Genomic DNA, 22,715 nt, shown 5'->3' with positions numbered 1-22,715 from the left:
TCCTGATCTAGAGCGGCTTCTTGCCCTTGAGGGCCGAGCGCACGGAGCTGGACAGCAGCGAGCGGGCCATGTCGCGCATCTCGCCGGCCGGCGCCTTGCGCAGCGACCAGTGCATGAACTTGGCGACCATCGCCGTGCTCGGGTACACGAACCGGGTGGACTCCTCGTCCTTCCACCCGAAGACCGGGTTGAGGCTCGCGCAGTCGCGCAGCGCCGCGAAGATGATGTCCGCGGCGGTGTCCCCGTCCACCTCGCCGACCTCGTACTTCTCGCAGGTCTCCGCGGTCAGTTCGAGGATGTGCCTGAAGTCGTCCTGCGGCCACCACAGGCCCGGATAGGCGCTGTTCTCCAGGTCTTTGAGGTGCTGCTCGTTGCCGTCCAGCTCGTACTGGACCCGGGCCCGGTGCAGCCGGATCACGCCGGGCGTCAAGAACCCGCCCCACACCCGGAACACCGCGTTCCACAGCCGGAAGTGGGAGAAGGCGATGTAGGAGCTGTTGACCAGGTCGTCGTTGTAGCGCAGCAGCCCGCGCTCGACCTGCTCGACGTACTCGAAGCGCTCCACCGACCAGTCGTCGTCCTCGATCGAGTCCAGGATGCGGGTGCACAGCGCGTACACCACCTCGAAGGTGTTGGACAGCCCGCGCGAGTACAGCGGGTCCAGGAAGCCGGCCGCGTGCGACATCAGACACCAGCGGTGGCCGACCGACTTGGCCGAGGAGTACTGCAGGCGGTCGGTGGAGATCCACTCGCGGACCCGTTTGGCGCCCACGAACTGCCGCTTGACGGCCGGGTACTTGTCCAGGAAGGAGCGGAACTCCTCCTCGGGGGTGAGGTCCTTGGGCTTGGGGTAGGTGCGCTCGTCCATGGTCAGGCCGACGCTGACCATCGGGTTCCTGGAGCCCTTGACGTTGTCGAACGGGATGATCCAGAACCAGCCGCGCTCGATGAGGTGGTGCAGGGTGCCGTTGTGCCACTGGGCCGGCGGGCGCTTGCTGACCGGGTGGTGCGAGACGTCGTCGAACGGCTTGATGCCGATGTAGTGCGTGAACAGCGACCGGGCGTGGTGCTTGAAGCGGGCCGGCTGCTCGCGCAGCGCGAACTTCTCCGCCAGCGGCGAGCGGAACCCGCTCGCGTCGATGAGGTACTTGGCCCGGAACACCTCGCCGTTTTTGCCGCTGACGGTGACCCCGTCCTCGTCGAAGTCCAGGTCGGTGGCGAACCAGTTCTGCCGGGTGCGGCAGCCGTACTTCGCCGCGACGTTGAAGTAGTACTGGTCGCTGTCCTGGCGGAAGAGGTGGCTGGCATCGGTCAGCGCCTTGGGGATGACGAACATCGTCGCCTCTTCGGGATCGGGCTCGCGGCCCGCCTCGTGCTTGATGAACCCGAAGTTCTGCTTGCGGCCGTGGTGCGGGCCCAGATGGTCGGCGACCGCCTTGACGTTCAGCAGATGGCCGAGCTCGGGCACGTCGAAACGCGACTTGAGGATGTGCAGCCACTCGATCAGCTGCGGCGTCATCGACTCGCCCACCGCGAACCGCGGGTGCTGGCCGGCGTCCACGAGCACCACGTCGGCGCCCTGGCGGGCCAGGATCGCCCCGGCCACCGAGCCCGCGAGCCCGGAGCCCAGGATGAACACGTCGCAGTGCTGGACCTTGTCGGATTTTCTGGCCTGGCCGCCGGCCATGACCTTGCTGGGCATACGCGCCACCCTCTCTCGGGACGGATTGCTTGCTGTGCCTTGCCGGGTCCTGCCATGCCTTGCCGGGTACGGGCGGTGTTCACGTGGCGGAGCGGGAGACGACCAGCGCGGAGTTGAACCCGCCGTAACCGCGGGCGAGCACCAGCGCGGTCTCCAGCCGGGCCGCACGCGCCTGCCCGGTGACCAGGTCGAGCCGGTGGGCGGGATCCGGCGTGACGTGCACGGTGGGCGGCACGACACCGTCGCGCAGCGCCAGCAGCGCGGTGGCCACATCCAGCGAGGCCGCACCGGACAGCAGCCGGCCCACCATCGTCTTGGGCGCGGTCACCGCCACCCCCCGCTCCCCGAACACCGCCTGCAGCGCCCGCGCCTCGATCCGGTCCAGCTCGGGGACGGCGGCGGCGTCCGCGAAGACCACGTCCACCTCCCGGGCGCTCACCCCCGCATCGGCCAGCGCCAGTTCGATCGCGCGGCGCAGCCCCGGCTCGCGGCCGCTGCCCGGCCGCGGATCGAACGTGGCGGCATACCCGCGGATCGCCCCGTACACCTCGGCGCCGCGCGCGGCGGCCGCACCGGCCTCCTCCACCACCAGCAGCGCCCCGCCCTCGCCGGGCACATGCCCGGCGGCCGCGGCGTCGAAGGGCAGATACGCCCGCTCGGCGTCCCGGCTGGTGCTGAGCCGGCCGCCGGCCCACTGGGCGACATGGCCCCACGGGCAGATCGAGCCGTCCACCCCGCCCGAGACGATCAGCCGGCTGCCCTTGCGGATCTGCCGGCGGGCCTGCGCCAGCGCGTCCAGGCCGCCGGCCTGGTCGGCGACGACGACCCCGCTGGGGCCGCGCATCCCGTTGCGGATGGAGATCTGCCCGGTGTTCACGGCGTAGAACCAGGCGAAGGACTGGTACGCGGAGACATGGCTGCCGCCCTTGGACCACAGGTTCTGCAGCTCGCGCTGGCCGAACTCGAAGCCGCCCGCCGAGGCGGCGGTGACCACCCCCATGTCGAACGGGTCCCAGGTCGCGGGATCCACACCCGCGTCGGCCAGCGCCCAGTCGGCGGCCACCAGCGCCAGCCGCGTCATGTGGTCGGTCTGCGGAATGAGCCGGCCCGGCAGATGGTCGCGGGGCACGAAGTCGTGCACCTCGCCGGCCAGCCCCGCCGGATAGCCGGCCGCGTCGAAACGCCTGATGTCCCCGATGCCGCTCTTGCCGGCCAGCGTGGCATCCCAGTACGCCTCCACGCCCAGCCCGTTGGGCGCGGTGACCCCGATCCCGGTGACGACGCTCGGCCCGCTCATGCCGCCCTCCGCAGCACCATCGCGCTCTGGAAGCCGCCGAAGCCGCTGCCCACGCTCAGCACCGTGTCGGTCTGCTGCTCGCGGGCCACCAGCGGCACGTAGTCCAGGTCGCACTCCGGGTCCGCCTCGTGCAGGTTCGCCGTCGGCGGCACCACGTTGTGCTCGATGGCCAGCACCGACGCGGCGATCTCCAGGGAGCCGATCGCGCCCAGCGAGTGCCCCACCATCGACTTGATGGAGCTGACCGGGGTGCGGTAGGCGTGCGCGCCCAGGCTGTGCTTGAACGCGGCCGTCTCGTGCCGGTCGTTCTGCTTGGTGCCCGAACCGTGGGCGTTGATGTAGTCGACCTGCTCGGGGTTGATGCGCGCCTCGTCGAGCGCCAGCCGGATCGCCTCGGCCATCTCCCGCCCGTCGGGGCGCAGACCGGTCATGTGGAAGGCGTTGCAGCGCGTCGCGAAGCCCGAGATCTCGGCGTAGACGTACGCCCCGCGCCGCTCGGCCCGCTCCCGCTCCTCCAGCACGAACATGGCCGCCCCCTCGCCCAGCACGAACCCGTTGCGGGTCCGGTCGAAGGGCCGCGAGGCCCGCTCGGGCTCCTCGTCGCGCGGCGTGGTCGCCTTGATCGCGTCGAAACAGGCCACCGTGATCGGCGAGATGGGCGCCGCCGCCGCACCGGCGAGCATCACATCCGCGCTGCCCTCCCGGATCAGCTCGGTCGCATACCCCACCGAGTCCAGACCCGAGGTGCAGCCGGTGGAGACCACCGCGGCAGGACCCTCCGCCCCCACCCGCCAGGCCACCTCGGCCGCGAACGAACTGGGCACGAAGTAGTCGTACAGATGCGGCACCGCATAGCGGTGGTCGACCAGCTCGAGCCGGCCCCCGTCGCTGACGATGTTGTACTCGCGATCCAGCGCCATCGTCGCGCCGACCCCGCTGCCGATGGTGACACCGGTGCGGTGCGCGTCGATCTCCTGGGGCGTCAGACCGCTGTCGGCCATCGCCTCCGCGGTGGTGACCACCGCGAACTGCGCGGCCCGGTCCATGCGCCGGATCTCCTGCGGGCTCAGCCCGTGCTGCGCGGCGTCGAAGTCGACCTCGGCGGCGACCCGCGAACGGAAATCCGCCGGATCGAACAGGGTGATGCGCCGGGTGGCGGTCCTGCCGTTGCTCAGCAGGTTCCAGAACTCCTTGGCACCGACACCGCCGGGCGCCACCACCCCGATGCCGGTTATCACTACGTCGCGTCCCATGCGGACGGCGCTCCCTTCCGGGGGAAAAGCGTCACGAAGAACGGGTCCAGTGGTAGAAGCGCTCGGCCATCGCATCCGCGGGCGAGCGCCAGGTCGCCGGGTCATAGGCCCCGATGTAGGGCTTGAGGTCGTCACTGACCTTCATGAACAGCGGATGCGAGCGGGCCTCCTCGATCGCCGCGCCGCCGTGGTCGGCGTCGAAGTCCTGCAGATGGAAGTAGAGACCGCGGTAGGAGAAGAGCTGCCGCCGCCGGGTCCCCATCAGGTCGGGCATCCCGGTGCGGTCGAACTCCCCGAAGATCCGCGCCACGTCACCGCCGGCGCCGGCATCCATGCGCGCCACGATCAAAGTGCTGTGCATCGGCTGTCTCCCGTTGATGGAAGGGGGCTGGGCGAGCCGGGGCCTTCGGGGCCGGGCCGCGCAGAGAAAGAGCGAAGAAGAGCGAAGAAGAGCGAAGAAGAGCGAAGAAGATGAAGAAGATGAAGAAGAGCGGAGAAGAGTCGAGATGCGTCGCGGCGGGCCGATGGGGCGAGGGCCGGCGGGACGAGGGGACGGCGTGGCCAGTCCCACCCGGTGCGACGGGGCCCGGGAACAGTTCACCGGACTCTGCTCCATACCTTCTTCGCCCGGCGGCCCGAATTCAATGCCGGAAAGTACAGAACCGCGTCAGGAACTCTCCAGAAAACGTCAGAGAACGTCAGAGAAAACTCAGACGCCCTGCCCAGGCCCCGGAAACGGCACCGCCCCACCACTGCCGGCCCGCCCGTCGCGGCGGCGCGCGAAACACGCGTGCACGTCGGACTCCGCGTAGGAGGTACGCCCGGCCCGGCTGCGCCGCCGCCAGTGCTGCTCACTGGCCAGCCGGTAGACCGTGCCGGTACTGACCGACCACAGCCGCGCCACGTCCCCGGCCGTCAGCCACCGCTCGCCCTGCCCCCTCAGGGCCCGGCGCAGCTCCGTCCACAGCTCACCGGACCAGGCGTGCTCCGCGTCGGCGTCACAGCGGATCGCCGTGCACGAATCCCCGCCCGCCCCGCGGAAGTCGGCCACCAGCGTGCCGCCGCAGCCCTCTGACACACACGGGCCGACCCGCACCCGGCGCGGCGCCCGCTCCCGCCCCACCCGGCGCGCGGCCGCCGCCAGCCGGGAGATCTCCCCGGTCACCTCGGTGGCCGCCGGATGCGCGGCCAGCCACGCACCGTGCAGCAGCAGGAAGGAGGCCAGCCGCTCGACGCTGCGCTCGGGCGCGGGCACCCGGCGCTGGGCACTGACCAGGCCGGCCCACGAGCCCAGCGTCGCCATGATCGAGGCGCGCACATCGGCGGCCGCCCCGTTGAACGGCATCCCCGGCAGCCCGGGCCCGCCGCTGACCCGCTCCCGCACGCCGGTACCGCCGCCGCCTCCCAGGCGCTGCGCCAACTCCTCGTACAGGCACGGAAGTTCCTGCAGGCGCCGGGCCAGCAGCCGCAGACACCCCGGGCACAACCGCAGCCCCTCGACGGCCACCGCCCCGTCCCGGCCCCGCACACAGTCCACCCCCTCGCACCGGGTACGGGTGCGGGCGCGGGTGGCGACGTTCACTTGCAGCTCACGCTGATTCATCTGTTATCCCCCGTAGTCTCGCGCGAGGTCACCCCTGGCTGCCGCGCCAGGGACGGGACACGCGCAAAAGCCGTACACCAACGACATGCGAAAGAACTCGTACGCACCACATGGCCCGCGGACCAGGGGCAGGAGGAGCGGCGAGGGGACCCCGCACGCACCCCCTCCGAACGCCCAACACCGAACAGGCCAAACGCCAGACGCCAAACGCCAGACGCCGGCTTACGAATACCGGCTGCCCCATACCGGCTGCCGAACCGCTCCCCGGACCTCAGCCCGCCCGCCCGGACCTCCCCGCCCCGGGATTGCCCACCGGCACGATCCAGCCGTACGCCCCCGCCCGCCGCACCGGATCCAGCGGCACCGCGGCAGTACGCGCCGCACGGATGCCGCCCGGCGCCCGGGCCCCGCGCACGGGCCGTACACGGGAATTCATCGGGTCGGCTGACGCCTGGCTCATGAACTGCCTCCAAAGCGACCGCGTGCTGGGGGCGGGATTTCGGCCACCGTAAGGAATCCCGTGCCAGCGCCATGTCAGAACCAGGCCAAGAGAGTCACCGAAGTCCCCCCGCCCCGCACCGCGCCCCCGGGGCGGCCACCGCACCCGACCGGCCGCGACCTGCGCAGTGTTGGCCCGCCGGTGCACCCCCGCTGACCTCACCCTGCCCCTGCGCTGGCGCACCCTCGCCCATGCTGGGCGGCAAATCCACATCCGGCACCACCCAAGCGACGCGGCCCACGGGGGGCCGGTCCGGGCCACCACGGACCGGGCCAGGGGCAGCCGGAAGACGACGACGGGGTGGAAGCGATGAAGGCCAGGGCCGCAGCGGTTGACATGCTGTCAGAGAAGCGGAAGCCGGACCCGGAGGCCGACATCCGGCGCGGCCGCCTCGTCCGCACCGCAGCGACCGACGCACCGCCTCGGGAGCCGACGCAGGAGCCGCAGCCGGAGTTCGGCACCCGGTACGGCCGCCCGGCCAGCGCCGCAGCGGCCGACGCACCGCCTCGGACGTGGGAACGGGAGCCGGGGCGGAAGCCGGAGTCGGAGCCCCGTGCTCCGCGCGGCCTCCTCCTTCACCACACCCCCGTCTGGGTGCCCGCCGCCACCCGCCCCCAGCAGCCGTCCGCCCGCGCAGCGGCCCGCAGTCTGCTGATCGTGGACAGTCGGGACACCGGCCGGGCCTGGGCTCCGCTCGGCGTGCGTACCGTCCGTGTCGGCCGGGACATCTCCGGCAGTGCTCCCTCCTGGACGGCGTACCTGAAAGGCCTGTGCGAGGCCGGGCACGAGCCGCGTGTCCTGGTGTTCGATCTGCCGGCCGCCACCACGACCCCGGAACGGGCCGCAGAGCTGGTCCTGCCGGTCCTGCGCGCGCTGTGCGGCGGCTCCGTCCGGCGTGATCCGCTGCGGCTGGCCTTCCTCGTCACCGGCCGTGCCCGTCCCGAACTGGCCGCCGCGTTCGGGGCGGTGGCCCAGGTCGCCGGTGTCGAGGACGGCCGTCTGGACGCCGTGTCCCTGGGGGTGCAGACGCTGCCGTCCTGGGCCGGCGACCCCTTCCGGCTGGCGCTGGCCGAACTCGCCCTGCCCCGCCCCGGGTTGGGCGAGGTCCGCTACGCCGACACCGGCCGCGAGGTCCGCGTGCTGCGCGCCGCGCCCGGCCCGCGCCCCGGCGCGCCCGCCGCCGCGCTGCGGACCGGCGGCCGCTACCTGGTCACCGACGCGGGGGAGGGCACCGGCACCCGTCTGGCCCTCTCACTGGCCCGCCGCCACCGCGCCCACATCGTGCTGCTCGCCCCGTCCCACCGCCCGCTGCCGGCCGATGCCCGCCTCGTCCAGGCCAGGGGCCGGCTCGCCCGCCACGACGACGTACGCGCCGCCGTCCGCACGGCGCTGCACCACTTCGGCGGCCTGGACGGCGTGCTGCACTGCGCCGACCCCGGCGCGGCCCGCCCGCTGTCCCGGCTGTCCGCCGCGGGCGCCCGCCAGGCGCTGGCCGACACCGTCACCGGCGCCGGCCACCTGGACCGCGCCACGGCCGAACTGCCCCTGGACTTCTTCGCGTCGGTCACCTCGGCCGCCGCCTACCGGGCGGGCATCGGCGCGGCGATCCCGGCCGCGGTGGGCCGCGCCCTGGGCGCGCTGGCCGCCGACCGTGCCCGCCTGGCCGGTGAGGGCCTGCGCCGCGGCGTTACGGTCGCGGCGTCCTGGCCCGCCGGCACCGACCGGCTCACCGCCCTGGCCCAGGCGCTGGCCTGCGGCCGCAGCGAACTGACGGTGAACGCCGCACCCGCACGCTGAAAGAAGGAAGGGGGGCGGGGCGGGCGGCGGCCGGTCACGGAGCGTGCCGGTGTCCGGCGCGGCATCCCAGTCGTATGACAAGGTCGCCCGCCCGCCCCGGCCACCCCATGACAGATCCCCCCGCCGCCCGCACCCGCCATGACAGGACGCGGGCAGGAATCCCGCCTTCCCGCCCCCCTCTTGCCACCCGGCGCCATAAACGCGTTGACGCTGCGTGCACCCCCTGGCAAGGCTCGGGAAGCTCCGTCCCACCCACGGACTCCTCGGGAAGGCGTGCGAGATTGATGAACGTACTGATCGTCGAGGACGACGACGGAATGGCCGAGGCGCTCCAGCAGATGCTGGGCATGCACGGCTACGCCACCCAGCACACCCGCACCGGATCCGCCGCCCTGGACCAACTGCCCGCCGCCGACCTGGTACTGCTCGACCTCGTCCTGCCCGACCTGGCCGGCCACGAGGTGTGCCGGCGCATCCGGGAACAGTCCTGCGTACCGATCATCGTGCTCAGCGGCAGCCACCACGAACTGGACCAGGTCCTGGCCCTGAACTCCGGCGCCGACGATTTCGTCCCCAAGCCCTTCGGACGCTACGAACTGCTCGCCCGCATCGGCGCGGTGCTGCGCCGCGGCGCGGGCTGCCTGCGGCACGGCGGGGGCCCGGCCGCCGATGCCGTCCCCCCGCCCGTCGTCCCCGCCCAAAGGCGCCCGCTCACCCCCCAGAGCGCCCCCCGCCCCCAACTCACCGTCCGCCCCGAGCCCGCCGCCGCCCCGCCGCCCCGCGCCGCGGCCGCCCCCGCACCGGCGAAGGGACCGGACCCCGAGACCCAACAGCGCCGCCCCGAGACCCAACAGCGCCACCTGGAGACCCAACAGCGCCATCTGGAGGCAGAACAGCGCCACCTGCGGGCCGGCCCGCTGCGTCTGGACGCGCGTACCCGCAAGGTCCACCTGCACGACGGTGAAGTGCGCGTCACGCGCAAGGAGTTCGACCTGCTCGCGATGCTTTTGGAGGAGCCGGGCACGGTACTGCGCCGCGAGGAGATCATGGCCCAGGTGTGGGACGAGAACTGGTTCGGCTCCACCCGCACCCTGGACGTCCACGTCGGCTCCCTGCGCGGCAAACTCGGCTCCCCGCAGTGGATCGAAACGGTCCGTGGCGTCGGCTACCGCCTCACCGTCCCGGCCGCCACCGCCGCCTTGTGCCCGGCCGCCCACGGCTGACGCACACGGGCGCCCCGCCCGGCGGACCGAACAGGCCACCCTGGCCCCGTCCTCGTCCTCGTCCGTACGCGTCGGGGCGCAGGCCGGTGTGGTGGATGAAGGTTCTGCCGAAGCTGCCGAAGCCGGCCTCGGCGGCGCTCGCGACGGTCCGGTCGGGCACAAGGTCGCACGGGCCAACGGTTCGCCTTGCCGGGCGCTGCCCGGCGGGACGGCCCGCACCGGTTTGCCGCCCTTCGGCCGCGACGCCGTCGGCCCCGCCCACGGCGTCGTCGTCACCGTCCACCCCGGCGAGTACGACGGCCGCCCGGGCAGGGTCAATCAGCCTCCCGGCGCGCCGCCTTGGCGATGTTGCGGGCCATGCCGCCGAAGACCACCGCGTGGAACGGCGCCACCGACCACCAGTACAGATGCCCCAGCAGGCCGCGCGGGTGGAACACCGCGCGCTGGCGGTAGCGGGTGCGGCCCGCGCCGTCCTGTTCCACCCACATCTCCAGCCAGGCAAGGCCGGGCAGGCGCATCTCGGCCCGCAGCCGCAGCAGCCGGCCCGGCAGGATCTCCTCCACCCGCCAAAAATCCAGGGAGTCACCCACCCGCAGGCGGTGCGCGTCCCGCCGGCCCCGGCGCAGACCGACCCCGCCCACCAGCCGGTCCAGCAGCCCGCGCACCGCCCAGGCCAGCGGGAAGGAGTACCAGCCGTGCTCGCCGCCGATGCCCTCGACGACCCGCCACAGCGCCTGCGGGGAGGCCTCCACCACCCTGGTGCGGCGGTCGGTGTAGAGGCTGCCGCCGGCCCAGTGCGGGTCGGTGGGCAGCGGGTCGCTGGGCACCCCGGCCACCGAGGCCGAGGACCACCGGGTGGTGACCTGTGCGTCGCGCACCCGCCGCAGCGCCAGGCGCAGCGCCCGGTCGAAGGGCAGCGGCCGGCCCGGGCCGTCGGGAACGTAGCGGGCGATGTCGTGCTCCTGGCACACCACCTCATGGCGCAGCGACTGCGCCAGCGGCCGGGCGATGGCGTGCGGCACCGGGGTGATCAGCCCCACCCAGTACCCCGACAGCCGGGGCGTCAGCAGGGGGACGGGCACGATCAGCCGGTGCGGCAGCCCGGCGGCCTCGGCGTACGCCCGCATCATGCCCCGGTAGGTCAGCACGTCCGGGCCGCCGATGTCGAAGGCGCGGTTCAGGTCCGCGGGCAGGCCGGCGCAGGCGACGAGGTAGCGCAGCACGTCGCGCACCGCGATCGGCTGGATGCGGGTGCGCACCCAGCTGGGCGTCACCATCACCGGCAGCCGCTCGGTGAGATGGCGCAGCATCTCGAAGGACGCCGAACCCGAGCCGATGATGACCGCCGCGCGCAGCACCGCACTGGGCACCGCCGAGTCGAGGAAGATGCGGCCCACCTCGGCCCGCGAGCGCAGGTGCGGCGAGAGCCTGGCCGGGCTCACCCCGGCCGGGGTCAGCCCGCCCAGATACACGATGCGGGCCACCCCCGCCGCCCGCGCCTGCTCGGCGAACGTACGCGCCGCCCGCCGGTCGGTGTCCTCGAATCCGGCGCCCGTGTCCAGCGCGTGCACCAGGTAGTACGCCACCTCGATGCCCCGCAGGGCATCGGCCAGCGACCGCGCGTCGGTCACATCGCCGCGCACCACCTCCACCCGACCGGCCCACGGGTGATCGCGCAGCTTGTGCGGGGAGCGGGCCAGGCACCGCACCCGGTGGCCGGCCGCCAGCAGTTCGGGGACCAGCCGCCCGCCGATGTAGCCGGTGGCGCCCGTCACCAGGACGTGCCGCCCGCCCGCGGGCACCTGCCCACGCGCCTGCCCGGACGCCTCCTGGGCGGACGGCTCCTGGGCGGGTGCCTCCTCGTGTTCGCTCACGTGCGCTGCCGCCTCGTTTCGGTGCCGGGGGAGCGGGGCCGCTTCACCCCCGCAGTCTCACCCGCCGCGCCCCGCACCGCGACACACGCCCTCAAGGCGCGGCCGCGGCCCTCCTCCCGCACGATATTGAAAAGGGTGGTTCGGGGCACTCGGCGATGACGGCGAGTCAGGGAGGCAAAGGATGGCACTGCGTCATCGACTGATCAGGGTGAGTCCGGCCACGGTGTGGTCCGTCCTCGCCGACGGCAGCCGCTATGCCCAGTGGGTGGTGGGAACCGCCTCCTCAAAGCCGGTGCGCGGCCACTGGCCCGCCGTCGGCGCGGCCCTGGAATACCAGGTACGGCTGGGCCCCGTCCGGGCCACCAACGAGACGGTCGTGCGGCGCTGCGAGGAAGGCTCCACCCTGGAACTGGAGGCCAAGGCAGGCGTCCTTGGCACCGCCCGGATCGCCATCGAACTGCGGCCCTGGGGCGAACACTGCCTGGTCATCGTGGACGAACACCCGCTGCGCGGCATGGGCGGCGCCCTGCACAACGCCGGCGTGGAGGCACTGATCCAGCTGCGCCACCGCGCGATGCTCGCCCGCCTCGCCCAGGTCTGCGAAGCCGAGGCGCAGCGCCCGCGCCGCGCCCTGGGCACGGTGACCGGCCCGCAGGGCGGCGAAGCGCATGCCTGACGCGGTGGTGATCGGGGCCGGCCCCAACGGACTGGTCGCCGCCAACCTCCTGGCCGATGCCGGGTGGAGCGTGACGGTCCTGGAGGAGCAGAGCGAGCCCGGCGGCGCGGTGCGCCACGACCGTGGCGTGCACCCCGACTTCGTCAACGACCTCTTCAGCTCCTTCTATCCGCTGGCCGCCGCCTCGCCCATCCTGCGGCGGCTGCGCCTGCACGAGTACGGCCTGCACTGGAGCCACGCCCCGCACGTCCTGGCCCACCCCCTCAGCGACGGCAGCTGCGCCGTCCTGGACCGCCGGGTCGAGGTCACCGCCGACTCCCTGGAGGCCTTCGCCGCCGGCGACGGCGCGGCCTGGCAGCGCCTGCACGACCTGTGGCACGACATCCACCCCGACATCCTGGACGCCCTGTTCACCCCCTTCCCGCCGGTGCGGGCCGCCGCACGCCTGGCCTGGCGGCTCAAGACGGCCGGCGCCCTGCACCTGGCCCGCACCCTGGTGCTGCCGGTGCGCCGCCTGGGCGAGGAGGAGTTCCGGGGCGAGGGCGGCCGCCTGCTGCTGGCGGGCAACGCCCTGCACGCCGACCTGGCGCCCGAGGCGGCGGGCAGCGGCGGCTTCGGCTGGCTCATGGCCCTGCTGGGCCAGAGCTACGGCTTTCCCGTCCCGGTCGGCGGCGCCGGCGAACTGATCCAGGCACTCGTCGCCCGCCTGCACGCGCGCGGCGCCACCGTGCAGTGCGGCCGCCGGGTCCAGGAGATCATCGTCAGCGGCGGGCGGGCCGTCGCGGTGCGCACCGCGGACGGCGACACTGTGCCCGCCGCCCGCGCCGTCCTGGCCGACGTGTCCGTGCCCGCCCTGTACGGCGAACTGGTCGCCGCCGAGCACCTGCCCGGCCAGCTCCTGGCCGACCTGCGCCGCTTCCAGTGGGACTTCGCCACCTTCAAGGTCGACTGGGCGCTCGAGGGGCCGGTGCCCTGGCAGGCCAAGGAGGCCGCCGGCGCGGGCACCGTCCACCTGGCCGACGGGGTGGACGAACTCACCCGGTTCGCCGCGCAGCTGGCCATGCACCAGGTACCCGACCGGCCCTTCCTGCTCTTCGGCCAGATGACGACCGCGGACGCCACCCGCTCACCCGCCGGCACCGAGTCCGCCTGGGCCTACACCCACGTGCCGCAGGACATCCGCGCCGACGCCGGCGGGCAGCACATCACCGGCGCCTGGAGCCCGGCGGAGCAGGAGCGGATGGCCGACCGCGTCGAGGAGCAGGTCGAGCGCTTCGCCCCGGGCTTTCGCGCCCTCATCCGCGCCCGCCGCATCCTGGCCCCCACCACCCTGCAGTCCATGGACCGCAACCTGCACGGCGGGGCGCTCAACGGTGGCACCACCTCCCTGCACCAGCAGCTGTTCTTCCGCCCTTCGCCGGGCACCGGCCGCCCCGAGACCCCCATCCCCGGCCTCTTTCTGGCCTCGGCCGGCGCCCACCCCGGCGGCGGCGTCCACGGAGCCCCCGGCGCCAACGCGGCCCGCGCCGCCCTGCGCCGCCGGCTGCCCCTGCTGTCCAAGGCCCAGCGCAGGCTCACCGCCCGCGACCGCACCGGCACCAGGCACCCCCGCCCCTAACCGGCGCGCCGCCGCCCGTCGAGGAAGGAGCCCGGCATGCGCGACAGCCCGCTGAGCGGGCGCACCGTCGTGGTGACCGGGGCGGCCCGGGGCGTGGGCGCCGCGCTCGCCCGGGAACTGGCCCGCCGGCACGCCAGGGTCGCCCTGCTGGGGCACGAGCGGGCCGCCCTGGAGGAGCTGGCGGCCGCGCTGCCCGCCCCGGCACTGGCCCTCGAGGTCGACGTCACCGACCCGGCCGCCCTGCGCAGCGCCGCCCACCGCGTGCGGGAGCGCCTGGGCCGGCCGTCCGCCGTCATCGCCAACGCGGGCATCGCACAGGCCGGGCCGATCGAGAGCGCCGACCCCCGCGCGTGGCGCCGGGTCATCGAGGTGAACCTCACCGGCAGCGCATTCACCGCCCAGGCCTTCCTGCCGGACCTGCTGCACACCCGCGGCTACTACCTGCAGATCGCCTCCACGGCCGCGCTGGGCGCCGTCCCCCTGCTGAGCGCCTACTGCGCCTCCAAGGCGGGCGCCGAAGCCTTCGCCCACGCCCTGCGCGCCGAGACGGCCCACCGCGGCATGGCGGTGGGCATCGCCTACCTCAACTGGGTCGACACCGACATGCTCCGCGAGGTCCACACCCACCCGGGCCTCAGGGAGCCACGCCGTCTCCTGCCGCCCCCGGCCCGCCGCCTCCTGCCCACGGCCCAGGTCGCCGCCCGCCTCGCCCGCACCGTCGAAGAGCGCCGCACCGCCCTCTACCTGCCCGCCTGGACCCGGCTGGCACAGGCGGGCCGGGCCCTGCTGCCGCCCCTGGTCACCCGCCTGTCCCGGGCCCGCTTCCAGCACCGGCCCCCCGGCCTGCCCCTGGCCCAGAGCGGCCCGCTGGGCGAGGGGGGCCGGGCCGATCAGGCCGCCCGGGGCGGCGCCCGCTGACGAGAGGGGCGAGGCTGGAAGCGGCACACACCCGCCCTCCTTTGGCAGACGAGAGGTACGGAGGCGCCGATGGAGCCCGTCAAGGCCCTGGAACGCATCGCCTTCCTGCTCGAACGCGGCCGCGCCCCCACCTACCGGGTCCGGGCCTTTCGCACCGCGGCCGACGTGATCGGCCGGCTGGCCGAGGGCGAGACCGCGCGCCGCGCCGCCGACGGCTCCCTGGAAGCCCTCAAGGGCATCGGGCCCAAGACCGCCGCCGTCATCCGCGAGGCGCTGGCCGGCACCGTGCCGCACTATCTGGAGCGCCTGGAGGAGGAGGCCCGCGCCCCGCTGGCCCAGGACGAGGCCGGCGCCCGGCTGCGGGCGCTGCTGCGCGGCGACTGCCATCTGCACTCCGACTGGTCCGACGGCGGCAGCCCCATCGAGGCGATGGGCCGCGCCGCCCGCGAGATCGGCCACGAGTGGGCCGTGCTCACCGACCACTCGCCGCGGCTGACCATCGCCCGCGGACTGTCCCCCGACCGGCTGCGCGAACAGCTGGCGGTCATCGCCGAACTCAACCGGCAGTGGGCCCCCTTCCGCCTGCTGACCGGCATCGAGTGCGACATCCTGGAGGACGGCTCCCTGGACCAGGAGCCGGAGCTGCTGGACCGGCTCGATGTCGTGGTCGTCTCGGTGCACTCCAAACTGCGCATGGACGCCGCCGCGATGACCCGGCGCATGGTCGCCGCCGTCAGCAACCCGCGGGCCGACGTGCTGGGCCACTGCACCGGCCGCCTGGTCACCGGCCGCGGCAGGCCGCCCTCCCAGTTCGACGCGGACGAGGTGTTCGCCGCCTGCGCCGCCGCCGGAACGGCCGTGGAGATCAACAGCCGCCCCGAACGCCTCGACCCGCCCCGCCACCTGCTGCGCCGGGCCGTCGACGCCGGGACGCTGTTCTGCGTGGACACCGACGCCCACGCGCCCGGCCAGCTGGACTGGCAGATCACCGGATGCGCGCGGGCCGAGGAGTGCGGCGTACCGGCCGAGCGGGTGGTGACCACCTGGACGGCCGAGGAAGTCCTGTCCTGGACCCGGGCCGGCCGCGCCCGCACCACCCCCTGAGAGCCTTCTCCTTGAACTCAGAGGGCGCTGTTCAGCACCCGGTCGGGGGTGAGCGGCAGCTCCCGCAGCCGCACCCCGGTCGCATGGTGCACCGCGTTGCCGATCGCCGCCGCCGTCCCGACGATGCCGATCTCCCCGATGCCCTTGCTGCCCATCGGATTGAGGTGCGGATCGTCCTCCTCGATCCAGTGCGCCTCGATGTCGGGCACATCGGCGTGCGCGGGCACGTGGTACGACGCCAGATCGCACTCCGCGAAGTCACCGAAGGCGCCGTCCATCGTGCTGCTCTCCGTCAGCGCCATCCCCAGCCCCATCGTCATGGCGCCGATGAACTGCGAGCGGGCGGTACGGGGGTTGAGGATGCGCCCGGCGGCGTAGACGCCGAGCAGCCGGCGCACCCGCACCTCCCCGCTCACCGTGTCCACGCCGACCTCGGCGAAGTGGGCGCCGAAAGCGTGCCGGGCATAGTCACTGCCGGCGTCGGCGCTGCCCGCCGTGTCGGCCGTGGCGCCCACCCCCTCCGGCGGCAGCTGCTGCCCCCGCTGTTCCGACAGGCGCCCGGCCAGCCGCGTACAGGCCTCGTGCACCGCCCACCCCCACGACGCCGTGCCCGAGGAGCCGCCGGCCAGCGGCGCCGTGGGCAGGTCACTGCTGCCGATCTCGGTGCGCACCCGCTCCACCGGCACTCCCAGCGCGTCGGCGGCGACCTGCGCGAGCACCGTACGGGCCCCGGTGCCGATGTCGGTGGCGTTGACCCGGACCACGAACCGCCCGTCCGGGTGGGCGTGGGCACTGGCCCGGCACGGTGCGACGATCACCGGGTAGGTGGCCGCGGCGACCCCGCTGCCCACCAGCACCGGCCCCTCGGCTCGCGTGCGGGGCCGCGGATCGCGCCCGGACCAGCCGAATCGGCGGGCCCCCTCGCGCAGACACTCGGCCAGGTGCCGGCTGCTGAACGGCCGCCCGCTGTCGGGCTCGGTGCCGGTGTCGTTGCGCAGCCGCAGCTCGACGGGGTCGATGTCGAGGGCGAGGGCGAGTTCGTCCATCGCCGACTCCAGCGCGTACATGCCCGGCGTCTCGCCCGGGGCCCGCATCCACGACGGGGTGGGCACATCGAGCGGCACCGCATGGTGGGTGGTGCGGCCGTGCGGCGAGGCGTACATGACGCGGGTGGCGGCGGCGGCCGTCTCCATGAACTCCTTGACGCGGGAGGTGTGCGCGGTCACCTCATGGATCACCGAGGTCAGCCTGCCGTCGCGCTCGGCGGCCAGCCGCACCCGGTGCAGCGTCGGCGCGCGGTGCCCCACCACGGCCGCCAGCTGCCGCCGGGGCAGGGCGAGTTTGACCGGCCGGCCAATCTCGCGGGCGGCCATGGCGGCGAGCACCACATGCGGACGCGGCGTGCCCTTGCAGCCGAAACCGCCGCCGACGTGTTCGGAGACGACCGTGACCTGCTCCTTGGACAGCCCGAACAGGCCCGCCAGCACATCGCGGACGGTGCTCGCGCCCTGGCTGGAGTCGTACACGCTCAGCCGCCCGTCCTGCCAGTGGGCGGTGGCCGCGTGCGGCTCCATGGGGTGGTTGTGCAGCGGCGGCACCCGGTAGCGGGCATCCACGCGCACCGGCGCGGCCGCGAACGCCCCCTCCGCGTCGCCGCGCACATGTTCTCCCGAGGTGCCGTCCGAGTCCTCGGGTACGTAGGCGTCGGGATGCCCGGCGCGCAGGGTGACGTCGTGGGGCTCCTCGGCGCAGCTCACCCGCACGGCTGCGGCGCCCTCGCGCGCCGCCTCCAGGCTGTCGGCGACGACCAGCGCCACATACCAGCCCCGGTGCGGGACACGGGCGTTCTGCAGCACCGCCAGCGTCGCGTCGTCCGGCTCGGCAAGGCGCGGCGCGTTCAGATGGCTGAGGACCGTGATGACGCCGGGCAGCGCCAGCGCCGCCCGGTCGTCGAGGGCCGTGATCTCGCCGCGCGCCACCGTGGCCGCGACGGGCCAGGCATAGGCGCACCCGGGGGGCGTGTGCTCGGCGGCGTAACGGGCGATCCCGTGCACCTTGTCGCGGCCCTCCCTGCGCTCGAGGTCCGCGCCGAGCGCGTTGACGGTGTCCGGCATGAGGTTTCTCCCTGGAGCGAGGGGCACGGCGAGGGGCACAAAGGGCGGGCGCAGGTCAGGGCGCGGGGGGCGCGGCGCTCAGCCGCCGCAGGACGTCGCAGGCGAGATTGCGGGCCAGGCGCACCTTGAACGCGTTGTCCCGCAGCGGCTCGGCGTCCGCGAGCTCCGCCTCCACGGCCCGCGCGAACACCTCCTCGCCCACCGCCTGGCCCAGCAGCGCCTGTTCGGCACGGCGGGCGCGCCAGGGCCGGTGGGCCAGCCCGCCGAACGCGATCCGCACCTGGTCCACCACCCCCTCCCGCACGCCCAGCACCACGGCGACCGAGGCGAGCGCGAAGGCGTAGGAGGCACGGTCGCGCGCCTTGCGGTAGGCCGAGACCGCTCCCGGCGCCGCGGGCGGCAGCAGCACCCCGGTGATGAGCTCGCCGGGCGCGATCTCGGTGTCCAGCTCCGGGCGCCCGCCCGGCAGCCGGTGGAACTCGGCGGCCGGCAGCGTCCGCGCGCCCCGCGGGCCCTGCAGCTCGACCCGGGCGTCGAGCGCGGCGAGCGCGACCGCCATGTCGGAGGGGTGGGTGGCGATGCACTGCGCCGAATGGCCCAGCACGGCGTGGTCGCGGTGGACGCCCTCGCGCGCCCCGCACCCGGTGCCCGGCTCGCGCTTGTTGCACGGCTTGCCCAGGTCCTGGAAGTAGGGGCAGCGGGTGCGCTGGAGCAGATTGCCGCCGGTGGTGGCCATGTTGCGCAGCTGGCCGGAGGCGCCCGCCAGCAGCGCCTGGGAGAGCACCGGATAGCGGCTGCGCACCAGCGGATGGGCGGCCAGGTCACTGTTGCGCACCGTCGCACCGGCCCGCACCGAGCCGTCGGCGAGCTCCTCGACCCTGTCCAGCGGCAGCCGGCTGACGTCGATGAGCGTGCGGGGCCGCTCCACGCCCAGCTTCATCAGGTCGACGAGGTTGGTTCCGCCACCCAGGTAGCGCGAGGTGGGCCGGCCGGCGTGCGCGGCGGTCGCCTCGTCGACGCTGTGGGCCCGTACGTACATGAACGACTTCACCGGACCGCCCCCTCGGCGCTCCCGGCGGCCCCGGGGCTCTCGGCGGTCGCGGCGTCCTCGACGGCCTCGACGATGTGCGGATAGGCGCCGCAGCGGCACAGGTTGCCGCTGAGCCGCTCACGGATCTCCGGCCTGCTCAGCGCCACCGGCGCGCCGGCGGCCGCGCCCGGGTCCGTCACGTGCGAGGGATGGCCCGCCGCGGCCTCCGCCAGGACACCGGCGGCCGAACAGATCTGCCCCGGGGTGCAGTACCCGCACTGGAACGCGTCGCGCTCCACGAAGGCCCGCTGCAGCGGGTGCGGGCCCTTACCGCCGGCGGCCCGCAGCCCCTCGACGGTGGTGATGTCGCACCCTTCCAGGGCGACGGCCAGCAGCAGACAGCTGTTGGCGCGCCGCCCGTCGACCAGGACGGTGCAGGCACCGCACTGCCCGTGGTCACAGCCCTTCTTGGCGCCCGTCAGATCCAGCTGCTCCCGCAGGACGTCCAGCAGGGTGGAGCGGTGATCGACGACGGGCTCGCACGGCCTGCCGTTCACTTTCATGGGCACTGGTGAATGGAACACATCGGTTCCCATGGCGCTCTGCTCCCTCGTCCCGGCCGTCTGCGTGACGTCATCGCGTATCCAGCCTGAGTCAGGACACACGTTCCGGCATGCCGGGAGCGCGCGCGGTGTCAGTGCTGCCGGTCTCCCGCGCAGCGCCACAGCACGTGCACGACCCGCAGCACCGCGAGGGGCACGGCGAGCGCGGCGCCCACCAGCGGCAGGCTCTTGTCCAGGGCGGCCGGCAGCTGCCACAGGAAGACCGGACCGGCGACCGCCCCGAACACCACCGCCCCCAGGAAGCAGGCGCTGAGCAGCGCGTATCCGATCTCGACGGTGATCGCGTCCCGTTCGGCCTGGCTGCGGCGGCGTGTCCCCATGCGCAGAGCGTACTGAGGCCCCTGGCGGGTGCGGCAGGCGGCGGTCGGCTGCGGCCGTCGATGGCCCGCTACGCCACCGGAGCCGCCCTCACCGGCCAGGGGTGAGGGCGAGCCGGTGGAGGTCCTCCAGCGCGTCCAGCAGGACGGTGCCCTGGTGCCAGGTGATCCAGGAGCCCATGGTGCGGCCGGTGGTGCCCAGCTCCCGCAGCTGCGCCTGGGTGAAGCCGGCCAGCGGGCGGGCGTGGTGGGAGGAGATGACGCCGCGCACGGTGTCCTGGCCGTCGAGGAGGGGGATGCTGTGGACGCCGCGGCTGCCGGAGGTCAGGATCACCCGGCGCGTCTCGTCGTCGAAACCGGGCGAGGACTCGACTTCCTTGACGGTGACCTGACGGCTGGCGGCGGCCGCCCGTGAACAGGCGGTGTTGCCCTCGACGAACGCGAAGTAGTCGGTGAAGTGCCGGGGGTGCCCGGCGTGTTTCGCCAGCCGCAGGACGTCGTCCTCCATGAGCTGCACGTTGCCCATGTCGGTCTCGGTGACGCTCATGACGCGGCGCAGCGCGGCGCCCAGGACCTCGCCCTGGTTGGCGGCGTCGAGCGTGCCGGCCCTCAGCGCGGTCAGGTCGGGCGCCGGGTGCCGGGTCCGCCGGGGCAGCCACACCTCGGCTCCGGGCGCCGGTCCCGGGGTGCGGGCGACCGCGGCGGCCAGCTGGTGCAGTTTGATGTTGGCCCGCTGGGACGCCTGGCGCATCAGTGCGAACGCCGCCTGCGGTTCGGCCAGGCGGTAGCGCTCGACCAGGATGCCCTCGGCCAGCGCGATCCTGGGCCGCGTCCGCGCCTGGACCTCCAGCTCGGCCACCTGTCCGCGCAGCTGTTCGGCGGTGGCGCGCAGCTGTTCCAGTTCGTCCCCGGGCGGGGCAGGGAGCCGGGCGTCGGGCTGTTCGTCGGGCGACGGGGGCACAGTCGAAACGGTCGTCAAGCTCTCTCCCCAGGCCGCACCCTTACGGCCGTCTCGCCGGTCGGTGAGCAGCACGGCCGTCGACGCCGGCACCGGTCCCGACCAGCTCGTTCCGCAGCCGGGACTGCTCCTCACACACGCTGCAGCGACCGTATCGGGCCCTGCCCGTCATGTCATGACCGGCCCCGAATTCCAGCCGCCGACGGGGGGCGCTTTCCGGCCGCGAACAGGGCGCCGTGGGCCGGGCGTTCCACCGCAACGGGACGACGGGCGGGCCCACGGGGGTTCAAAGACAGGCTCTCAGCGCAGCCACTGCTCCTGGTCGGCGGGACGGTACAGGGTGATGGCCTTGGGCAGCTTGTCCAGCACCAGGCGCCGGTAGGTGGCGTCGGTCACCTCGCCGTCGTAGGCGAAGTGCGGCTCGCCCTCCAGGACTTCCAGCTCCAGCCGGCGCACCTGGGCGGTGGTCAGCACCCGGGAGCTGTGCAGGGTCCCGCTCAGCACGGCCAGCAGCAGCCGGGTGCGGGCCAGCGGGGTGCCCGCGTCCACGGCGCGCACGTCCAGCAGCCCGTCGTCGAGCTGGGTGCGGTAGGTGGGGGCGAAACCGGCCGGATGGTAGATGCCGTTGCCCGCGAAGAGCAGCCAGATGCTGCGGCGCCGGCCGTTGATGACCACCGAGAGCGGGCTGCCGGTGGCCAGCACCTTGGCCAGCCCCACGGTGAGCGCGGGCCACTTGCCGATCCGCTTCTCCAGCCGCTCGCGGGCGTGCACGAGTTCGGAGTACACCCCGATGCTGAACGTATTGAGGAAGAGCTGCTGCTCCGCGCCCCCGGGCCCCGGCGCCCCGGGTGCGGCGGTCGCGGCGGGGGAGGAGGCCCGGCCCACGTCGGCGGTGACCGCCTCGCCCGCCCGGATCGCGCGGGCGACGTCCTCCAGGCTCTGGTTGCCGAGGTCGGCGGCGAAGTGGTTGAAGGTGCCGCCGGGGAAGACCGCGAGCGGCACGTGGTGGCGGGCGGCCGTCGCGCTGCCCGCGTTGACGGTGCCGTCCCCGCCGCACACCCCCAGCGCCCCGCCGTCCGCAAGCGCCCGCCCGGCCGCCTCGTCCAGCAGCGCCACGAGGTCGTCACCGGGCTCGAACACGGTGATCGACGCCTCGGGCAGCAGCGTGCGCAGCGCCTCGGCGGTGTCCTTGGACCAGGCGACGCCGGAGGACGGGTTGACCACCAGGTGCAGGCCCTTGCCGTCCGGCAGCGCGGGGGCGGGCCGGCGCGGGGGAGCGGCGGCCGCCGCGGCCTCCGGCTTCACCGGCCACCAGCGGCAGGTCAGCAGCGCGGCGCCCACCCCCACGACCACCCCGGCGGCCACCCGGCCCCGGTGGCCCAGGCTTCCGCGGCCGCGCAGATGGGCAAGGCCCGCGGCGAACGGCAGCACGGCCAGGCCGTGCCGGGGCGACTCCAAAGCGACCCCGCAGGCGAAGGCGGCGGCCGACGCCAGCGGACTGGCGGGCAGCGAAGCCGCCAGGGGACGCTCCGCCGCGGGACGGGGCCGAAGAAGAGGACGGGGACGGCGGGCGGCCGGGTTGACCAGCGTCCGGCTGACCGCCGTGACGATCGCCACCGAGCCCAGGCCGCGCAGCGCGGCCCGGCGGGCGCTGCGCCCGCCCGAGGCGCCGAGCGCGGCCGCCGCGCCCAGCCACACGGCCTCGCTGCCCGCGGCCCGGCGCAGCAGCGCGAGCGCGGACCGCGCCCGCCCGGGCTGCGGCCCGGCGAAGGCCGCGGCCACCCGGATTCCCGGACCCGGTATCTTCCCCAGCCGACCAGGTCGCTTCATACCCTCGCTCCACCCCTGCACCTAGAAATCCGCCGCGCGCGGACCGGCCCGGCCCGCGGCGCTGCCTCACCCTAGCCGCGCCCGCTCTTTCGTTCGGGAAGATGGTTCACCCGCACCGCTCCGCTAGCATGATCGAACTCACGACGATCGCCCTGATAGCCCGACCGGCCCCAGAAATACACGCTATCTAGCACAAAAAAGTGAGCCATTTAACTAAAATCTAACAAATCGGCCAAGCCCTTGATATCGATAGCAACGCGAATAAAGTCGCAAGAAAAT

The 22,715-nt window shown here is 74.1% G+C and carries 19 protein-coding genes; 6 read left to right on the top strand and 13 right to left on the bottom strand.

Annotation, left to right across the window (positions count from 1 at the left end):
• Positions 1 to 7: 7 nt before the first annotated feature.
• The 6 genes from ACI2L3_RS34400 to ACI2L3_RS34375 form a co-directional block, all read right to left on the bottom strand.
• A complete protein-coding gene (locus tag ACI2L3_RS34400) occupies positions 8 to 1,702 on the bottom strand; it encodes an NAD(P)/FAD-dependent oxidoreductase (RefSeq protein WP_404756343.1) in 1,695 nt (564 codons plus the stop codon).
• A gap of 79 nt (positions 1,703 to 1,781) precedes the next feature.
• Positions 1,782 to 2,999, bottom strand: a complete 1,218-nt coding sequence (locus tag ACI2L3_RS34395) for a ketosynthase chain-length factor (RefSeq protein WP_404756342.1) — start codon at positions 2,997 to 2,999, stop codon at positions 1,782 to 1,784.
• The gene (locus tag ACI2L3_RS34390; protein WP_404756341.1) at positions 2,996 to 4,252 is read right to left on the bottom strand and encodes a beta-ketoacyl-[acyl-carrier-protein] synthase family protein; all 1,257 of its coding nucleotides are present in this window, start codon (positions 4,250 to 4,252) and stop codon (positions 2,996 to 2,998) included. Before ACI2L3_RS34390 ends, ACI2L3_RS34395 begins: the two co-directional genes overlap by 4 nt.
• A gap of 31 nt (positions 4,253 to 4,283) precedes the next feature.
• Positions 4,284 to 4,613, bottom strand: a complete 330-nt coding sequence (locus ACI2L3_RS34385) for a TcmI family type II polyketide cyclase (protein WP_404756340.1) — start codon at positions 4,611 to 4,613, stop codon at positions 4,284 to 4,286.
• 348 nt (positions 4,614 to 4,961) lie between these two features.
• Positions 4,962 to 5,855 carry a hypothetical protein gene (locus ACI2L3_RS34380; protein WP_404756339.1) on the bottom strand — a complete coding sequence of 298 codons (894 nt, stop codon included), beginning with the start codon at positions 5,853 to 5,855 and terminating at the stop codon, positions 4,962 to 4,964.
• 271 nt (positions 5,856 to 6,126) lie between these two features.
• A complete protein-coding gene (locus ACI2L3_RS34375) occupies positions 6,127 to 6,315 on the bottom strand; it encodes a hypothetical protein (RefSeq protein ID WP_404756338.1) in 189 nt (62 codons plus the stop codon).
• Between the two features lie 375 nt (positions 6,316 to 6,690).
• On the opposite strand from ACI2L3_RS34375, the gene ACI2L3_RS34370 reads away from it, so the two are divergent.
• Entirely contained in the window at positions 6,691 to 8,151 is a 1,461-nt protein-coding gene (locus ACI2L3_RS34370; protein ID WP_404756337.1) for a KR domain-containing protein, read from the top strand.
• 284 nt (positions 8,152 to 8,435) lie between these two features.
• Positions 8,436 to 9,374 carry a response regulator transcription factor gene (locus ACI2L3_RS34365; RefSeq protein ID WP_404756336.1) on the top strand — a complete coding sequence of 313 codons (939 nt, stop codon included), beginning with the start codon at positions 8,436 to 8,438 and terminating at the stop codon, positions 9,372 to 9,374.
• 314 nt (positions 9,375 to 9,688) lie between these two features.
• Here ACI2L3_RS34365 and ACI2L3_RS34360 read toward each other — a convergent pair whose 3' ends face one another.
• Positions 9,689 to 11,176: an SDR family oxidoreductase gene (locus ACI2L3_RS34360; protein ID WP_404756395.1), complete on the bottom strand. Its 1,488-nt coding sequence runs from the start codon at positions 11,174 to 11,176 to the stop codon at positions 9,689 to 9,691.
• A 253-nt stretch (positions 11,177 to 11,429) separates the two neighbouring features.
• On the opposite strand from ACI2L3_RS34360, the gene ACI2L3_RS34355 reads away from it, so the two are divergent.
• The 4 genes from ACI2L3_RS34355 to ACI2L3_RS34340 all read left to right on the top strand — a co-directional run bounded on the left by ACI2L3_RS34355 (position 11,430) and on the right by ACI2L3_RS34340 (position 15,564).
• The gene (locus ACI2L3_RS34355) at positions 11,430 to 11,924 is read left to right on the top strand and encodes an SRPBCC family protein (protein WP_404756335.1); all 495 of its coding nucleotides are present in this window, start codon (positions 11,430 to 11,432) and stop codon (positions 11,922 to 11,924) included.
• Positions 11,917 to 13,542, top strand: coding sequence for a phytoene desaturase family protein (locus ACI2L3_RS34350; protein ID WP_404756334.1), 1,626 nt, complete (start codon positions 11,917 to 11,919; stop codon positions 13,540 to 13,542). Before ACI2L3_RS34355 ends, ACI2L3_RS34350 begins: the two co-directional genes overlap by 8 nt.
• A gap of 36 nt (positions 13,543 to 13,578) precedes the next feature.
• A complete protein-coding gene (locus tag ACI2L3_RS34345; protein ID WP_404756333.1) occupies positions 13,579 to 14,460 on the top strand; it encodes an SDR family oxidoreductase in 882 nt (293 codons plus the stop codon).
• 69 nt (positions 14,461 to 14,529) lie between these two features.
• Positions 14,530 to 15,564: a PHP domain-containing protein gene (locus ACI2L3_RS34340; RefSeq protein ID WP_404756332.1), complete on the top strand. Its 1,035-nt coding sequence runs from the start codon at positions 14,530 to 14,532 to the stop codon at positions 15,562 to 15,564.
• Between the two features lie 17 nt (positions 15,565 to 15,581).
• Here the strand turns inward: ACI2L3_RS34340 and ACI2L3_RS34335 are convergent, their stop codons facing one another.
• The 6 genes from ACI2L3_RS34335 to ACI2L3_RS34310 all read right to left on the bottom strand — a co-directional run bounded on the left by ACI2L3_RS34335 (position 15,582) and on the right by ACI2L3_RS34310 (position 22,436).
• Positions 15,582 to 17,678, bottom strand: a complete 2,097-nt coding sequence (locus ACI2L3_RS34335; protein WP_404756331.1) for a xanthine dehydrogenase family protein molybdopterin-binding subunit — start codon at positions 17,676 to 17,678, stop codon at positions 15,582 to 15,584.
• Between the two features lie 55 nt (positions 17,679 to 17,733).
• Positions 17,734 to 18,729, bottom strand: a complete 996-nt coding sequence (locus tag ACI2L3_RS34330; RefSeq protein ID WP_404756330.1) for an FAD binding domain-containing protein — start codon at positions 18,727 to 18,729, stop codon at positions 17,734 to 17,736.
• The gene (locus ACI2L3_RS34325) at positions 18,726 to 19,304 is read right to left on the bottom strand and encodes a (2Fe-2S)-binding protein (RefSeq protein WP_404756329.1); all 579 of its coding nucleotides are present in this window, start codon (positions 19,302 to 19,304) and stop codon (positions 18,726 to 18,728) included. Before ACI2L3_RS34325 ends, ACI2L3_RS34330 begins: the two co-directional genes overlap by 4 nt.
• 98 nt (positions 19,305 to 19,402) lie before the next feature.
• Positions 19,403 to 19,651, bottom strand: a complete 249-nt coding sequence (locus ACI2L3_RS34320) for a DUF6332 family protein (RefSeq protein WP_404756328.1) — start codon at positions 19,649 to 19,651, stop codon at positions 19,403 to 19,405.
• 88 nt (positions 19,652 to 19,739) lie between these two features.
• A complete protein-coding gene (locus tag ACI2L3_RS34315) occupies positions 19,740 to 20,627 on the bottom strand; it encodes an ANTAR domain-containing protein (RefSeq protein WP_404756327.1) in 888 nt (295 codons plus the stop codon).
• Between the two features lie 279 nt (positions 20,628 to 20,906).
• Complete coding sequence (locus ACI2L3_RS34310; RefSeq protein ID WP_404756326.1) at positions 20,907 to 22,436, bottom strand: diacylglycerol/lipid kinase family protein; 1,530 nt, start codon at positions 22,434 to 22,436, stop codon at positions 20,907 to 20,909.
• Between the last annotated feature and the right edge of the window lie 279 nt (positions 22,437 to 22,715).

The sequence above is a fragment of the Streptomyces sp. NPDC029674 genome (assembly GCF_044903205.1).
Classification (GTDB): domain Bacteria; phylum Actinomycetota; class Actinomycetes; order Streptomycetales; family Streptomycetaceae; genus Streptomyces.
Note: the sequence above shows the minus strand (reverse complement) of the source record. Positions and strands in the feature narration are given on the sequence as shown.

What these genes read in the sequence shown, in the direction of transcription:
- ACI2L3_RS34400 (WP_404756343.1), bottom strand. Translation starts at nt 1,702, where the DNA reads ATGCCCAGCAAGGTCATGGCCGGCGGCCAGGCCAGAAAATCCGACAAG.
- ACI2L3_RS34395 (WP_404756342.1), bottom strand. Translation starts at nt 2,999, where the DNA reads ATGAGCGGGCCGAGCGTCGTCACCGGGATCGGGGTCACCGCGCCCAAC.
- ACI2L3_RS34390 (WP_404756341.1), bottom strand. Translation starts at nt 4,252, where the DNA reads ATGGGACGCGACGTAGTGATAACCGGCATCGGGGTGGTGGCGCCCGGC.
- ACI2L3_RS34385 (WP_404756340.1), bottom strand. Translation starts at nt 4,613, where the DNA reads ATGCACAGCACTTTGATCGTGGCGCGCATGGATGCCGGCGCCGGCGGT.
- ACI2L3_RS34380 (WP_404756339.1), bottom strand. Translation starts at nt 5,855, where the DNA reads ATGAATCAGCGTGAGCTGCAAGTGAACGTCGCCACCCGCGCCCGCACC.
- ACI2L3_RS34375 (WP_404756338.1), bottom strand. Translation starts at nt 6,315, where the DNA reads ATGAGCCAGGCGTCAGCCGACCCGATGAATTCCCGTGTACGGCCCGTG.
- ACI2L3_RS34370 (WP_404756337.1), top strand. Translation starts at nt 6,691, where the DNA reads ATGCTGTCAGAGAAGCGGAAGCCGGACCCGGAGGCCGACATCCGGCGC.
- ACI2L3_RS34365 (WP_404756336.1), top strand. Translation starts at nt 8,436, where the DNA reads ATGAACGTACTGATCGTCGAGGACGACGACGGAATGGCCGAGGCGCTC.
- ACI2L3_RS34355 (WP_404756335.1), top strand. Translation starts at nt 11,430, where the DNA reads ATGGCACTGCGTCATCGACTGATCAGGGTGAGTCCGGCCACGGTGTGG.
- ACI2L3_RS34350 (WP_404756334.1), top strand. Translation starts at nt 11,917, where the DNA reads ATGCCTGACGCGGTGGTGATCGGGGCCGGCCCCAACGGACTGGTCGCC.
- ACI2L3_RS34345 (WP_404756333.1), top strand. Translation starts at nt 13,579, where the DNA reads ATGCGCGACAGCCCGCTGAGCGGGCGCACCGTCGTGGTGACCGGGGCG.
- ACI2L3_RS34340 (WP_404756332.1), top strand. Translation starts at nt 14,530, where the DNA reads ATGGAGCCCGTCAAGGCCCTGGAACGCATCGCCTTCCTGCTCGAACGC.
- ACI2L3_RS34335 (WP_404756331.1), bottom strand. Translation starts at nt 17,678, where the DNA reads ATGCCGGACACCGTCAACGCGCTCGGCGCGGACCTCGAGCGCAGGGAG.
- ACI2L3_RS34325 (WP_404756329.1), bottom strand. Translation starts at nt 19,304, where the DNA reads ATGGGAACCGATGTGTTCCATTCACCAGTGCCCATGAAAGTGAACGGC.
- ACI2L3_RS34320 (WP_404756328.1), bottom strand. Translation starts at nt 19,651, where the DNA reads ATGGGGACACGCCGCCGCAGCCAGGCCGAACGGGACGCGATCACCGTC.
- ACI2L3_RS34310 (WP_404756326.1), bottom strand. Translation starts at nt 22,436, where the DNA reads ATGAAGCGACCTGGTCGGCTGGGGAAGATACCGGGTCCGGGAATCCGG.